Origin of the sequence: Leucobacter tenebrionis, assembly GCF_019884725.1 — a bacterium.
Lineage (GTDB): Bacteria > Actinomycetota > Actinomycetes > Actinomycetales > Microbacteriaceae > Leucobacter > Leucobacter tenebrionis.
The window spans coordinates 2,239,267-2,253,800 of sequence record NZ_CP082322.1; the positions used below are offsets into that span (position 1 = coordinate 2,239,267).

The window sequence follows — 14,534 nt, forward strand, 5'->3', positions numbered from 1 at the left end:
CGGGCGCTGCGTCGGATGACGCACCTTCCGGGCTGCGGAGCAGGGCGTGGGTGATGACGGGGCGCTCGAATGCGCCGCGCGTCGGATCGGCGTGCTGTCTGAGATCCGTCCTAGTGGCCTGAGGTCTCAGAAGCGCGCCGAAGTGCGAGGATGCGCCGCCGGGCCGATACCCCCGTTGAGGGCTCTGGAGAATGGGGACACGCGGGCAGGGATCGCGCTCCGGTGTCGTGGGGTCCGTGACTGCCGCGGGATCGAGCGGCAGCGGACCGGATCAGAAATCGGTCGGACGCTGTGCGGGGGAGCGTGGCGGGACGGCTTCGTCCCGCGCGCTGCGCGCACACGAAAGCCCTCCGTCGATCGCGAGAGGTTGAGGAAGAGCCTCAGCCGGTCATCGCTCGAGCGAGAGGGCGGGAGAAGAGTTAGAAGAGGTCGACCAGGCCCCAGTACATGCAGAGGAGTTCTGCGCGGACGCCGCAGTTCTGTTCCATGCCGATGGTCTTTCTGTCTGTTTGACGACGCGTCTTCGTGCCGACCTGAGCAACCATAGCATCGTGCGGGCGGCCCGTGTCAAACGCGTTGACTCGGAGGGCCGGAAGGCTCTCCTCCGGTGGGAGCGGGAGTCGCGGCGCGCCTCGATTCCCGCCTCGGTGACGGCGATGCCCGGCCGCGGCGCTCCGGCGACGGCGTCCGAGGAGGAGGGCCCGTCGCCGGAGTGGGGAGGCCCTACCGGAACACCGGCATGACTCCCTCGATGAAGAGCTCGAGCGAGCGCTTCTTCTCGGCGTGGTCGAGGGAGTTGTCGCTCCAGAAGCTGTACTCGGTGACTCCGAGCGCCTCGTAGTGCCGCAGCCGCTCGACGATTTCCGCCGGTGTACCGATCATCGCGGTGCGGTGCAGCGACTCGAGTGAGAACTCGGGCTTGTCTGCGAACACCTCCTCGGGGGTGGGATCGAGAAAGCCGTTGACCGGTGTCTTCTTGTTACCGAACCAGGCGCCGAAGGTGCGGTAGAAGCGGTTGACGCCCGCGGCCCCGATTCTCCACGCATCGGGCTCGTCCTCCGGATGCACGTAGGTGTGGCGCAGCACCATGATGTCGGGGCGCTTCTCGACCTCGGGGTGGTTCGCGATCGCGGTCTCGTATTTGTTCACGAGATCCTCGACCTCCTCATCACCCTTCATGAGCGGCGTCACCATCACGTTGGCACCGTTCGCGACGGCGAAGTCGTGCGACTCGGGGCTGCGGGCGGCGACCCACACCGGCGGGTTCTTCTGCACGGGTTTCGGCACGCTCGTCGACGTGGGGAAGGAGTAGACCTCGCCATCGAACGCGAAGTCGCCGTCCCAGAGGTGGTTGACGGTCGCCACGATCTCGTTCATCGCCTTGCCGCCGTCGGTCGCGGGCATACCGCCCGCCAACCGGTCGAACTCGAACTGGTAGGCGCCGCGGGCGACGCCGAGCTCGGCTCGGCCGCCGCTGATCACGTCGAGCAGCGCGACCTCACCCGCCGTGCGGATCGGGTTCCAGAACGGCGCGATGATGGTGCCGGCGCCGAGGCGGATCGTCGAGGTGCGGGCGGCCAGGTAGGCGAGCTGGGGGATGGGATTCGGGGAGGCCGTGTACTCCATCGAGTGGTGCTCGCCGATCCACACCGTGCTGAAGCCGCCCGCCTCCGCGAGGAGCGCCAGCTCGACGAGGTTGTCCCAGTGCTGCTGCTCGGAGACGGAGTCGTCATAGCGCTCCATGTGGATGAAGAGTGAGAAACGCATGGTCTGCTCCCTTGTTGTCTGCTGAATGGTTACCGGCCGGGCGCCGCGAGGCGCTCAGCAATCGTCTGGTCGGTGCGCGACCAGTGCTCGTGCTCGATCTCGCGCACGATGACCGTGATGTTCTCGGGAGCCGCGTCGACCGTCTCCTCGGCCGCACGGTGTACGGCGTGGATGAGCGCGCGCAACTGCTCTGGCGTGCGCCCGCGCGCGATCGAGATGTCGATGAGGGGCATGCCGAATCAGCCCCGCATCACGAAGGGGTCGGCGACGGGACCCTCGTCCGTGTTGATCCACACGCTCTTGAGCTTGGTGTACTCGTGCATCGACTCGATGCCGTGCTCGATGCCGACACCGGAGTGCTTGAATCCCTGACGAGGCGACATCGGCGACATCGCGCGGTAGGTGTTCACCCAGATGGTGCCCGCGTCGATGCGGCGCGCGAGGCGGTGAGCGCGGGCGAGGTTCTGCGTCCACACGCCTGCGGCGAGGCCGTACTCGGTGTCGTTGGCAAGTGCGACGAGCTCGTCCTCCTGCTCGAAGGGCATGATCGCCGCGACGGGGCCGAAGATCTCCTCGCGCACGACCCGCATGTCGTTGTCGACGTCGGTGAGCACGGTTGGAGCGTAGTAGTAGCCGGGTAGCTCGATGCCGTCGGGTCGCCCGCCGCCCGTGTGCACGGTCGCCCCTTCGGACGCGCCGAGACGGACGTAGGAGTCGACCTTGTCCAGCTGGTCGGAGAAGGCGAGCGGGCCTAGTTCGGTGTCGTCGGCGAGCGGATCGCCTATCCGGATCGACCTTGCCCGCTCCGTCACCCGCTCGAGCAGCTCGTCATAGACGGCCTTGTGGGCGAAGACCCGGCTGCCCGCGATGCACGTCTGTCCGCCGGCGGCGTAGATACCGGCCACGACGCCCATCGCGGCGTTCGCCACGTTCGCGTCGTCGAACACGATGTTGGGGCTCTTGCCGCCGAGCTCGAGGGTGCAGCCGATGAAGCGGGCCGCGGCCTCGCTCGCGATGCGCGAGCCGGTCGCGGTCGAACCGGTGAACGAGATCTTCGCGAGGGCCGGATGGCTCACGAGCGGCGCACCGGCCTCGGCGCCGAGGCCGGTGACGACGTTCAGAACGCCAGCGGGGAATCCGGCCTCGACCGCGAGCTCGGCGAGGCGCAGGATCGTGCGCGAGGTGTACTCGCTCGGCTTGATCACGACGGTGTTGCCCGCCGCGAGGGCGGGGGCGATCTTCGACGTGGTGAGGGTGAGCGGCGAGTTCCACGGGGTGATCACGCCCACGACGCCGAGCGGCTCGCGCTGGGTATAGTTGAGGATCTCGAGGCTCGTCGCCGGGATCTGCGCGCCCTGCACCTTGTCGGCGAGGCCTGCGTAATAGTAGTAGTACTCGGGCAGTGCGCGCATCTGGCCGCGCATCTCGCGCAGCAGCTTGCCGTTGTCGACGCTCTCGAGCAGGGCGAGTTCGTCGGCGTGCTCGCCGATGAGGTCGCCGAGCCGGCGCAGCAGGTGGCCGCGCTTCGTCGCTGTGAGACCGGCCCAGGCGGGCGCTTCGAAGGCTGCACGGGCGGCGGTGACGGCGCGCTCGACGTCCGGGGCGGTTCCCCGGGCGGCCTCGTAGAGCACGTCGAGCGTGGCGGGATTGGTGCTCTCGAAGTAGGCTCCCTCGGTGGGGGCGACGCGCTCTCCGCCGATGAAGTGGTCGAGGCGCTCAGTCGCGCCGGGCGTGTTCGTGCTGGGCTCGTTCATGCTCAGCTCCTTCCGATTCTGCGATGAATGCGGTGATGGCGGCGGCGAGGGCGGGGGTGTCCTCGACGGGCATCATGTGGCGGGTGTTCGGCACGATCACGACCCGGCAGTCCGGGATCGCCGCCGCGAGCCGCCGCGACATCTCGGGGGTGGATCCTGGATCGAGCTCCCCGGTGATCGCGAGCGATGGTGCCGCGATGCGTCCGAGCTCGGGGCCGATCTCGTGGTCGCCGCGCGCGAACACCGTGTAGGCGTGCAGGTATGATTCGACGTCGTTGGCGAGCAGCGCCGCTCGGGTGCGCTCGACGATCTCCTGCGGCACCGCGGTGGTCGCGGCGGGGAACCACCGCTCGATCGACGCCTCGACGCCGCGGGTGAAGTCGTCGCCGGCGGTGGCGAGGCGGGCCTCGACCCTCTCGGCCTCCTCGGGAGTGCGTCGGCACACGGAGTTGACCGATGTGAGGGTGGCCACCCGCTCGGGCGAGAAGCGCGCGATGTGCTGCGCGATGAGCGCCCCGAGGGAGAACCCCACGAGGTGCGCGCGGCCCTCGGGCAGGCGTGCGACGACGTCCGCGGCGAGCGACGCGAGCGTCTGCGCTCGCCGCAGCGGCGGCTGGCCGCCGTGCCCGGGCAGGTCGAGCACGACGCACGGCCGCCCGGCCGCTTCGAGCCGCGCCGCGAGGGGCTGCCACATCGAGCGATCGAGGCCGACGCCGTGCAGCAGCACGATCGGGATCTGCGCGCTGGTCATCGTCGTGATCCTGTTCAATCCTTGCCGAGTTCGGCGAGGCGCTGTTGGGGGCGGCCCTGATTCGCCCCGGCGAGAGCGACGAGGATCTCGTCGGGGTGCGGGGCGTCGGCGACGCGTGCTTCGACGGTCTGGTGGTGGGAGCGGATCTTCATGTCGGTGAAGTGCTTGAGCGGGATGTCGAAGGCGATGCCGGCGGGGCCGCGTTTCTCGACGGCTGGAAGCAGGGTGGTGGCGTTCGCGGCGTTGCGGAAGTGGTTGCCGAAGTTGAGGTTGTGGATGAGGCCGGAGCCGTGTTCGATTTCGCCGTTGAGGCCGATGATGGCGGCTTTGCCGTAGGCCTCGAGGGGCGCGTCGAGCGCCTCCATCACGCGCGGTGCGAGGAGTGCGCCGAGGTCGGAGGCGATGGCGTTGATGCCGGGGAGAAGGTCCACGACGAAGCCTTGACCGGCCCAGGGGTTCGCGAATACAGCACCGACGATGGCGACGCGGTGGACCGGGTCGACCGGGCGGCCACCCTCGAGGACAGTCTCCTCGACGATCGTGAAGATCTTGCGCGGGTTCAGGACGGGGGTGCTCACAGTTCGATCTCCTTCAGGATCTCCGAAGTGACGGGTTGGTCGGTGGTGCGGTCGCCGATTCGGGCGAATGGACGGGGGCCGGTCGATGCCGTGGCGACGACCGCGATCTCCCCGGCGTGGGGCGCATCGACGAGGTTCACCTCGACGGTCTGGTAGTGGCTGCGAGTGGCGGCCGCCGTCTTATGCCACAGCGGCACGCGCAGCAACTCCCCCGGCTCGGCGCGGCCGTCGACGAAGCAGATGATCGAGGTGCCCTCGAGTGCCTCGCGCACGAGATTGCCGAAGTAGGGAGTGTGCACGAGGGCTCCGGCGTGCTCGAGCTCGCCCGCGGTGCCGACGAGGGCCGCCTTGCCGAAAGCCTCGATTCGATCCGCCCCTCCGAGCGCGTCGAGCAGGCGATCGGTGAGCAGTTTCGCGAGCAGCGGCGCCACGCGCCGCGTCTCGGGGGCGAGATCGGTGTCGGTGCCGGTGCCGAGCCAGGGGTTGCGGATCACGGCGATCGCCGCGGCGCGCCGGATCGGTTCCGCGTGCTCGCGCGGAACCTCCTCGACCTGGGTGGAGACCCGGCGCAGGCCCGCGGCGGCGGCGACATCCGCATAGTCGACCAGGGTGGATCGGCTGCTGAGGTCGACGGTGCGCGCCTCGGCTGTGGGTATGGGGGGCATCGGTGCTCCTGGGGTCGGCGGTTGAGGGGCGAAAGGTCGTCAGGCGTCTTCGTGGTCGCCGTCGAAGGCGGCGATCGTGGCCGACTCGCGGGTAAGGGCGACGTGCCGCCGGGTCGCGAGCTCGGCCGCGAGCGGATCCTTCGACTGCACGGCCTCGACGATGCGCGCGTGCTCGCTCAGAGAGTGGTCGAGGCGGCCGGGCAGCTTGAGTGTTTGCTTGACGATGCGGTGGTACGCGAGCTGGTTCATGAGTAGCTCGTAGTGCTCGGAGAGCTTCTGGTTGTCGGCGCCGGCGACGAGCGTGTGGTGGAACTCGTGCACGAGCGCTGCGTAAGCCGCCTGGTCGCCTGCGCGCACGACATCCCGCTCACTCTGGACGTTGTGGATGAGGCTGCGCAACTCGGGCACGTCGCCGCGCTGCGCCAGCAGGCTCGCCGCGAGCCCCTCCAGCGACTCCTTAAGCTGGAAGAGCTCGAGGATCTCGCGAGCGGTGGGCTTGCGCACGAATGTGCCGACGCGGGGGCGGATCTCCACGAGCCCCTCGCGCTCCAGTTGCTTCAGCGCCTCGCGAATCGGCGTGCGGCTGACCTCGAACTCCTCGGCGAGCGCCGTCTCGCCCAACAGATCGCCGGGCGCGACCGTCCCGCTGACGACGAGGCTGCGGAGCCGGTCGAGTATGGAGGAAGGTGCCTGGGGGAGATCGAGCCGCGGACGCGGTGCGTTGTCTTGCATGCAACAAGAATAGCTTGCATGCAAAGATTGGGCAAGACGTGTCGTGCTGCGGGCGCAAAATTATGCGGATTGATGAGGCTGTGGGGCGCCTGTTGACGTGAAGTGTTGGCTGAGTTTAGTATTCCTTGCATGCAACAAGACATCAAAGAAGCTGTAGCAGCTGCCTGGGCAGCCGCGTGGGACCGCGGCGAGGTGGAAGCCTTCGACGGAATACTCCATCCCGAGTACCGCAGACTGACCGCGGGGAACGGCAACCTCCGCGACGCCGCCTACCTCAAACAGGAGATCCTTGACATCCGCGCTGCCTTCCCGGATCTCGTCACCACGGTCGATAACCTCCTCGTCGACGAGGCCGAGGGCGAAGCCGCGATCTTCTGGCGCTCGACGGGCACCTTCACGCATGACCTACCGGGAGTGCCTGCTACGGGCAATCGAGTGGAGACGCGCGGATCGAATCTTCTGACGCTCCGCGGCGGTCTCATCGTCTCCGAGCGCGTGACGTGGGACCGCGCCGAACTGCTCGAGGACCTGGGCGTGCCGTCCCTCCGCTCGGCATTCGAGGAGCCCGAAGAAGTGGTGGTCGACAACCTGAGCGGCGTCCCCAGCATCGACGCGCTCAAGGGGTTCAATCGCCAGTTCATCACCGGCGTCACCGTGGTCACCACCATCGACGACGAGGGGCGGCCTCGAGGACTTGCGGCGAACTCGTACGCCTCGGTGTCGCTTGATCCGCCCCTCGTGCTGGTCTGCGTGCAGAAAACTACCTCGACCCATGACCCGCTGTTCAAATCGAGCCATCTCGGCATCAACATCATGAGCACCGGCCAGCGGGACACCGTCGGTGTCTTCGCTTCGAAGGCACCCGACAAGTTCGCGGAGGTCGAGTGGCATCGCGCCCCGCACGGCAGCCCACTCCTCGAGGGGTCCGCGGCCTCCATCGAGGCCGAGATCAAAGAGCGCTTCCTGACGAAGACGCACACCGTGTTCATCTCGAAGGTCACCCACGCCGAGGCTTCGGATCTCGATGCCCTCATCTACAAGGGCGGCAAGTTCTACGCCAGCGGAGATCTTGAGCAGCTCTGACGACCCACCCTCCCATACCCCGACCGACACAAGGATGTGCGACCAGTCATGAACGAAGAAGAAGCAGCCACCGCCGAGCACCACCGTCCGCCCGAGCCGATCAAGCTCGGTACCGAGCGCAGCGAGCCCGAGTTCCTCACCAGCACGATCAGCATCGTGGAAGCCGAGCGACTGAAGACCCGCCCGGGCACGGTGTTCTGGATCTCGATCGTGCTGATCCTCGCCTTCACCGCCTGGGCGATGATCTCGCCCGAAACCCTCGGCGGTTCCATGACCTCGGCGATGAACTGGGCCGCCGGCAGTATCGGCTGGAGCTACCTCGTGGTCACGCTTGGTTGCATCCTCTTGCTGGTCTACCTGGCGGTGAGCCGCTTCGGCGGCATCCGGCTGGGAACCAACGAAGATCGTCCCGAGTTCAGCACCTGGGCCTGGCTTGCCATGATCCTGTCCGCGGTCATGGGCATCGGTCTCATCAGCTACGGCGTGGCCGAGCCCATCTCGCACTTCGTCACCCCGCCGCACGGTCTCGCCGAGCCCGAGACGATGGACGCAGCAGTCACGGCGATGCAGTTCAGTTACTTCGACTGGGGTCCGAACGCGTGGGCGGTTTTCGGCGTGTTCGGCCTCGCGATCGCTTACTCCACCCACCGCCGCCACAACACCGGGCTCATCTCGCCCATGTTGCGTCCGATCTTCGGCAGGGCCGTGGACGGCTGGTTCGGCAAGATGATCGACATCTTCGCGATCATCGCGACGCTGTTCGGCACCACCACCTCGCTCGGCCTCGGCGCCTCGCAGATCAGCGAGGGGATGTCGCAGGTGTTCGGGATCCCGAGCACTCTCGTGACCCAGATCCTCATCATCGCCGTCATCACCGCGATGTTCACGCTCTCCGCGCTCTCGGGCGTGCACCGGGGCATCAAGTGGCTGAGCCAGATCACCACGGTGTTCTCCATCGGCCTCGGGGTCTTCGTTCTCGTCGTCGGGCCGACGGACTTCATCTCCAACCTGTTCTTCCGCTCGGTCGGGCAGTTCTTCGGCCAGTTCTTCCAGGTCGCGCTCATCACGCCCAGTACGCCGGACGACGTCGCCTGGATGCAGTGGTGGACCTACTTCATGATGGCGTGGTGGCTGAGCTGGGGCGCGTTCGTGGGCGTTTTCCTCGCGAAGATCTCGAAGGGCCGCACCATCCGGCAGTTCGTGATCGGCGTCATGGGAGTGCCGAGCCTCGTCTTCTTCGTCTGGTTCACGATCATGGGCGGATCGGCGATCAAGTTCGACATGGACGGCGCCGACATCGGAGCGAAGGCGGCCGAGGACGTTAACTCCGCGTTCTTCGCGCTGCTGGGCGAGCTTCCGCTCACGACTATCACTTCGGTGGTGGCGATCATCCTCGTGGTGCTCTACTTCGTGTCGGGCGCCGACGCCAACACCTTCGTGCTGAGCATGCTGTCGTCGCGCGGCACTTTCGAACCGACCAAGCCGGTGCTCACCGTCTGGGGGGTGCTCACTGGCGTCTCTGCGATCGCACTGCTGATCGTCGGCGGACTTTCAGCGCTCCAACAGGCGGCGATGCTCTCGGCGCTGCCCTTCACGGTGATCGTCGCCCTGCTCGGCATCTCGCTGGTGAAAGAACTGCAGCGGGACCAGCGCTTCGTCGGCACCCACTACGTCACCCGCGACGAACTCGACCAAGTGCTTGGCAAGTAGTTTCCTCTATTCTCTTCGCTCTGCGAACTCGACGCTTGCAGCGAGACTGACTGTTTCAGAGGCGCTAAAACGGTCAGTCTCGCTGCAAGCGTCGTTCTCGGTGGGAGAGCCGGGGAGAAGCCTGTCAAACCTCGTCCTAGCGGCGGGGCCGAGGCGTAGGCTGGAGTTGGGACGCCGATCCGACGCCCTGATCAGCCGAGGCCGCACAGCCCGCGGCCGGAACAGGAGACAGCATGCGCGCAGTGACCTACGTGAAGAACGACACGGTCGAGATCTGGGATAAGCCGGTACCCGAGATCGCCCCCGACGAGGTGCTGCTCAAGGTCGGCGGCGCGGGGCTCTGCCACTCCGACATCGCCATCATCAACTTCGGCGACGACAACCCCCTGATCGGCAGCACCCTCGGCCACGAGGTCGCCGGCACCGTCGAGAAGCTGGGCTCGGACGTCGCCGGGTGGAAGGAGGGCGATGCCGCACTCGTCGCGCTCGTACTGTCGTGCGGTCAGTGCCGCGAGTGCCTGGCCGGCCGTGACAACCAGTGCGAGGTCGTGTCGCCCCGCGACTCGCTCGCACCGCTCTCTCCCGGCATCGGCAGCCCCGGCGGCATGGCCGACTACATCGCGGTCAAGGCCCACCACCTCGATCCCATCGGCGACCTCGATCCCGTAGCCGCGGCCCCGCTCGCCGACGCGGCGCTCACCCCGATGCACGCCATCAACACGGTGCGCAACCGCCTCGACGGCGACGCCACGGTCGTGACCATCGGCCTCGGCGGCCTCGGGCACATGGCGCTCCAGATCCTCGCCGCCACCACCGGAGCCCGCATCATCGCCCTCGACACCGACGAGCAGAAGCTGGCCTTCGCCCGCGAGCACGGGGCGGATCTCGCGATCAAGAGCGACGGCGACGCTGCGGCGCGCATCCTCGAGGAAACCCGGGGCGTCGGCGCCGACGTGGTGTTCGACTTCGTCGGGGTGCAGCCGACGGTCGATCTCGCGCTCGCAGTCGTGCGGAACGGCGGAGCGATCCGCTTCGTCGGTCTCGGCGGCGGATCGTTCGAGTACATCGCGAACAGCGGCACCCTGCCGTGGGGCGTCAACATCGAGCGCGCCTACGGCGGCACCCGCTCGGACATGCGCCAGGCCGTCGCGCTCGCCCGCGCGGGCAAGATCGGCGTCGAGGTCGTGCGCTACTCGCTCGACGACGCCGTGCAGGCGTTCGACGATCTGCACCACGGCAAGATCCAGGGGCGCGCCGTGCTCGTTCCGTAGCCGGTCGGTCTCCTCGGAAGTACCCCGCCGAGATACGGATCTCGCAGCTCGGTTCGCGAGTTTCCGGGCGAGATCCGTATCTCGGCAGGGGTCTGGCGCAGGGAGGGACTGGAGCGCTTGCGATCCGGACCCTGCGCCAGCGGATCAGGCGATCCCGTACTTCGGATCTCGCCCGTCATTCGGACGAAAAGCTGCGAATCGCTCCGAACGACGGGTGAGGCCCGAACGACGGGCCAGGCCCGAACGACGGGCCAGACCCGAATGACGGGCCAGACCCGAATGACGGGCCCCGGTCGGCCCTACCGGATGAGCCCGACCCGCTCGTAGACGAGATCGAGGGTGCGGTTCGCGACCTCGTTCGCGCGCTCGGCGGCCCCGGCGAGCAGCCGGTCGAGCTCGGCCGGATCCGCCAGCAGTTCCTCCGTGCGGTTGCGCACCGGGGCGAGGCTCTCCTCGACGACCTCGACGAGCCCCTTCTTGAGGTCGCCGTAGCCGCGGCCCGCGTACTCGTCCACGATCGAATCGATCGACCGGCCCGACAGCACCGAGTAGATCGTGAGCAGGTTCGAGACACCCGGCTTGGCCTCGCGGTCGAAGCGGATCTCGCCGTCGGCGTCGGTGACCGCGCGCATGATCTTCTTCTTGGTGACGTTCGCCGGATCCAGCACCTTGACGAGGCCGGCCTCGGTCTCGGCCGACTTCGACATCTTGGCGGTCGGCTCCTGCAGATCGTAGATCTTGGCGGTGCCCTTCGGGATCTGCGCCTCCGGCACCACGAACGTCTCGCCGAAGCGCGAGTTGAAGCGGGTCGCGAGGTCGCGGGTCAGTTCGACGTGCTGACGCTGATCCTCGCCGACGGGCACGCTCTCGGCCTGGTAGAGCAGGATGTCGGCGGCCATGAGGATCGGATACGTGAAGAGCCCCACGGAGGCGGCGTCTGCGCCCTGCTTCTGCGACTTGTCCTTGAACTGCGTCATCCGGCTGGCCTCGCCGAAGCCGGTGACGGTGTTGAGCACCCACGCGAGCTCGGCGTGCGCGGGCACCTGCGACTGCACGAAGAGCGTCGACTTCTCGGGGTCGATTCCGGCGGCGATGTACTGCGCGGCCGTGCGCCGAGTGCGGGCGATGAGCTCAGCGGGATCCTGCGGAACGGTGATGGCGTGCAGGTTGACCACGCAGAAGAAGGCGTCGTAGTCCTCCTGCATCTTGGTCCACTGGGTGAGGGCGCCGATGTAGTTGCCGAGCTGCAGCGAGTCGCTCGACGGCTGCATGCCCGAGAACAGGACGGGCTTCGAAGAACGGGGGGTTTCGGTCATGGTGTGGCTTTCCTTGCCTTACAAACGAGAACGGAGTCGGTGACTGCCGGGAGATCAGGGGAGCGGTGGCGAATGCGTCTCGCGCCGCTCATCCATCCGCAGCGGGGAGGATCCGTCTTCCGTCGCTTGGCGGGCCTGGCGGGAGCGGCCAGTGCGGAGCACCGGCCGCGGATGGATGAGCGGAGGAAGACGGATCCTCCCCGCTGCTCCCGCCAGACCCGCCCAAGCGGCGCGAGACGCATTCGCCCCGCTCGTGACTAGATGCGGTAGTCGGCGATGACGGGCGCGTGATCCGACCATCGGGTGTCGTACGACGGGTAGCGGTCGACCCGGTAGTCGGCGACGCGCTCGCCGAGGGCGGGGGTGACGACGTGGTAGTCGATCCGCCAGCCCGTGTCGTTGTCGAAAGCCTGGCCGCGGTTGGACCACCAGCTGTAGGGGCCGTCGACCTCGCCGGCCCAGCGGCGCCCGACGTCGATCCAGCCGAAGCCGGGGCCCTCGGTGCCGTCGACGCCGACGACGGTCTCACCGCGCGGCCCGAAGAAACGGTCGAAGTAGGCGCGCTCGCGGGGCAGGAAGCCGGATCGCTTCACGTTGCCCTTCCAGTTCTTGATGTCGAGCTCGCGGTGCCCCACGTTGAAGTCGCCCACGATGGCGACGTGCTCGCGCTCGTCGGCGAGCTCGTTCATGCGCACCCCCATCGCGTCGAGGAACGCCCACTTGGCCTCCTGGCGAGGCGTGTCGACCTCGCCGGAGTGGGTGTAGTTGCTGATGACGGTGAGCTCGGAGTCGCCGAACTTGAAGTCGGCCTCGAGCCAGCGGCCCGATGACTGCACGCTCTCCTGCGCGTCGAGGGCGCCGAGGCCGACGCGGTGCGTCAGCGCGGGGGTGCGGCTCAGGATGGCGACGCCCGCGCGCCCCTTGATCTGGCAGGGATCGTGGAGCACGTGCCAGCCCCCGTCGTCGGCTGCGGCGATCAGCTTGGCGATGTCGGCGTCGGCGGCGCGCACCTCCTGCAGTGCGACGATGTCGGCTCCGCTCGCTTCGAGCCAGTCGCCCATGCCCTTGCGGAAGGCGGCACGGATGCCGTTCACGTTGACGGATGCGACGCGCAGAAACTCTGACATGCCTGCCAGTCTAACTTTCTCTGCCGCGCTCCGCTGCTGCGCCGCCGTTGCTGCTGGGCTAGAACACCATGGGGCGGTCGTACTCGTCTTCGAAGGTGCCGCCGAGCAGATCCACGTCGATGTCGCAGACGACGGGCACGTGGTCGCTCGGGGCGTCGCCCTTGCGCTCGTCGCGCTCGATCGAGGCGCCGGTGACGGCGTCGGCGAATGCGCGGGAGCCCATGATGAAGTCGATGCGCATGCCCTGGTTCTTGGGGAAGCGGCCTGCCTTGTAATCCCAGAAGGTGAAGCCCTCGGGCACGATCGGGCGCACGACGTCGTCGAGGTAGGGGGCGAAGGCCGCGAAGGCCGCGCGCTCCTCGGGGGAGACGTGGGTCGATTCGCCGACGGTGAACGAGGGATCGCCCATGTCGCTGTCGAGCGGGGCGATGTTCCAGTCGCCCATGAGCGCGAGGGGCAGATCGGGATCCTCGTCGAGCCATGCCTCCGTCGCGCTTCGCAGCGCCTCGAGCCAGCTGAGCTTGTAGTCGAGGTGCGGATCGCCGAGTGCGCGCCCGTTGGGCACGTAGAGGCTCCACAGGCGCAGGTCGCCGACGGTGACTCCGAGGGCACGAGCCTCGAGCGGCAGACCGTTGGGGCCGACGCCCTGAGTCTCCTCCTGTCCCTTCACGGGTTTGCCGAAGCCGGGCATTCCCTCGAAGGATCGCGCGACGTCGGTCATCTCGTGACGGCTCGCGAAGGCGACGCCGTTCCACTGGTTGAGCCCGTGGATCTCGAGCTGATAACCGGCCTGCTCGAACGCCTCGACCGGGAACTGATCGGGGCGGCACTTGATCTCCTGCATGGCGAGAACGTCGATATCCTCGCGCACGAGCCAGTCGACCACCCGGCCGAATCGGGTGCGGATCGAGTTGACGTTCCAGGTGGCGATGCGCATATCGGCGGGCTCCTACGGCGTTGAGATCATGCGATGGTCGGGGAGTGAACCCCTGCAGGTACCAGCCTACGGAGTTCGAGCGTTCGGGGCACAGCCGGGCCGCCTGCGCCCTCGGGAGGTCTGTTCGATGCGGGATGCTCCGTGTCTGCCTGTGGAGGCCTCTAAGGTTGACGGGTGCAGAGAACTCAGGGCCGGGAGACGTGGCGTTCCGTCGTGATCGGGATCGCCGTGATAGCCGGGGCGGTGGTGCTGGGCGGATTGACCAGCCTGGGGCAGGCCTACCTCCCGGAGTGGCTCTCCTCGTTCAGCAACTCGGCGGGCGGTTGGACCGTGCTCGCCTTCCTGCTCGTCTGGCTCAGCAGGGTGCGCCCTCTGCTCGGCGCGGTGCTCGGTACCGCCGCCTTCCTGGGTCTCAACGAGGGGTACGGCCTGGTCTCCGCGTGGAGGGGATTCTTCTACGCCGCGCCGTTCACCTCGATGTGGACCGTGGTCGGGCTCGTCGCGGGGCCGCTGCTCGGTGTCTCCGCCTCGGTCGCGCGGCACGGGAGGCCGCTGTGGCGGCTCCTGGCGGTCACGCCGCTGTGCGCGGTGCTGCTCGGGGAGGGGATCTGGGCGCTCGTCTCCCTCACCGATACGACCAGCCCGGTCTATTGGGTGGCCGAGATCGTACTGAGTGTTCTGATCATCGTGTTCGCGCTCTGGCGCGGCCGGCTGCCGCTGCGTCGGAACCTCGTCGTCCTTGTCGTGTGGTTGGCGGGCTCCGGGGTCTACGTGGCGGGCTGGAGTCTGCTCGACGCCCTGATCGGCGCGGAGTGACGATGCGGGGCCGGGCGTCGGCCGCGG

The 14,534-nt window shown here is 67.8% G+C and carries 14 protein-coding genes; 4 read left to right on the forward strand and 10 right to left on the reverse strand.

The features are described from left to right. Positions 1 to 723 precede the first annotated feature (723 nt). Genes KVY00_RS10360 through KVY00_RS10390 form a run of 7 tightly spaced genes read right to left on the reverse strand, consistent with a single transcriptional unit; the run spans position 724 to position 6,247 of the window. Complete coding sequence (locus tag KVY00_RS10360) at positions 724 to 1,767, reverse strand: LLM class flavin-dependent oxidoreductase (protein ID WP_223042886.1); 1,044 nt, start codon at positions 1,765 to 1,767, stop codon at positions 724 to 726. Between the two features lie 29 nt (positions 1,768 to 1,796). Then, complete coding sequence (locus KVY00_RS10365) at positions 1,797 to 2,000, reverse strand: tautomerase family protein (protein ID WP_223042887.1); 204 nt, start codon at positions 1,998 to 2,000, stop codon at positions 1,797 to 1,799. A 6-nt stretch (positions 2,001 to 2,006) separates the two neighbouring features. After that, complete coding sequence (locus KVY00_RS10370) at positions 2,007 to 3,521, reverse strand: aldehyde dehydrogenase (protein ID WP_223042888.1); 1,515 nt, start codon at positions 3,519 to 3,521, stop codon at positions 2,007 to 2,009. After that, positions 3,484 to 4,272: an alpha/beta fold hydrolase gene (locus tag KVY00_RS10375; RefSeq protein WP_223042889.1), complete on the reverse strand. Its 789-nt coding sequence runs from the start codon at positions 4,270 to 4,272 to the stop codon at positions 3,484 to 3,486. Before KVY00_RS10375 ends, KVY00_RS10370 begins: the two co-directional genes overlap by 38 nt. Before the next feature lie 14 nt (positions 4,273 to 4,286). Further along, positions 4,287 to 4,850 (reverse strand): amino acid synthesis family protein, encoded by a 564-nt coding sequence (locus KVY00_RS10380; RefSeq protein WP_255572596.1) that lies wholly within the window; start codon positions 4,848 to 4,850, stop codon positions 4,287 to 4,289. Next, positions 4,847 to 5,515 carry an amino acid synthesis family protein gene (locus KVY00_RS10385; protein WP_223042890.1) on the reverse strand — a complete coding sequence of 223 codons (669 nt, stop codon included), beginning with the start codon at positions 5,513 to 5,515 and terminating at the stop codon, positions 4,847 to 4,849. Before KVY00_RS10385 ends, KVY00_RS10380 begins: the two co-directional genes overlap by 4 nt. 39 nt (positions 5,516 to 5,554) lie before the next feature. After that, positions 5,555 to 6,247 (reverse strand): GntR family transcriptional regulator, encoded by a 693-nt coding sequence (locus KVY00_RS10390; RefSeq protein ID WP_223042891.1) that lies wholly within the window; start codon positions 6,245 to 6,247, stop codon positions 5,555 to 5,557. Positions 6,248 to 6,376: 129 nt separating this feature from the next. Between KVY00_RS10390 and KVY00_RS10395 the strand changes: the two genes are divergently transcribed. The 3 genes from KVY00_RS10395 to KVY00_RS10405 all read left to right on the forward strand — a co-directional run bounded on the left by KVY00_RS10395 (position 6,377) and on the right by KVY00_RS10405 (position 10,311). Continuing rightward, positions 6,377 to 7,330, forward strand: a complete 954-nt coding sequence (locus KVY00_RS10395; RefSeq protein WP_223042892.1) for a flavin reductase — start codon at positions 6,377 to 6,379, stop codon at positions 7,328 to 7,330. A gap of 48 nt (positions 7,331 to 7,378) precedes the next feature. Then, entirely contained in the window at positions 7,379 to 9,040 is a 1,662-nt protein-coding gene (locus tag KVY00_RS10400; protein ID WP_223042893.1) for a BCCT family transporter, read from the forward strand. 233 nt (positions 9,041 to 9,273) lie between these two features. Beyond that, on the forward strand, positions 9,274 to 10,311 hold the full coding sequence (locus KVY00_RS10405) for a zinc-binding dehydrogenase (protein ID WP_223042894.1): 1,038 nt from the start codon (positions 9,274 to 9,276) through the stop codon (positions 10,309 to 10,311). A gap of 299 nt (positions 10,312 to 10,610) precedes the next feature. On the opposite strand, the gene trpS is transcribed toward KVY00_RS10405, so the two are convergent. From trpS to KVY00_RS10420, 3 genes are all read right to left on the reverse strand, one after another. Continuing rightward, a complete protein-coding gene (gene trpS / locus KVY00_RS10410; RefSeq protein ID WP_223042895.1) occupies positions 10,611 to 11,627 on the reverse strand; it encodes a tryptophan--tRNA ligase in 1,017 nt (338 codons plus the stop codon). Between the two features lie 257 nt (positions 11,628 to 11,884). Then, positions 11,885 to 12,754 (reverse strand): exodeoxyribonuclease III, encoded by an 870-nt coding sequence (locus KVY00_RS10415; RefSeq protein ID WP_223042896.1) that lies wholly within the window; start codon positions 12,752 to 12,754, stop codon positions 11,885 to 11,887. 58 nt (positions 12,755 to 12,812) lie between these two features. Continuing rightward, the gene (locus tag KVY00_RS10420; protein ID WP_223042897.1) at positions 12,813 to 13,691 is read right to left on the reverse strand and encodes an exodeoxyribonuclease III; all 879 of its coding nucleotides are present in this window, start codon (positions 13,689 to 13,691) and stop codon (positions 12,813 to 12,815) included. A 174-nt stretch (positions 13,692 to 13,865) separates the two neighbouring features. Between KVY00_RS10420 and KVY00_RS10425 the strand changes: the two genes are divergently transcribed. Continuing rightward, entirely contained in the window at positions 13,866 to 14,507 is a 642-nt protein-coding gene (locus KVY00_RS10425) for a DUF6518 family protein (protein WP_223042898.1), read from the forward strand. Positions 14,508 to 14,534 lie beyond the last annotated feature (27 nt).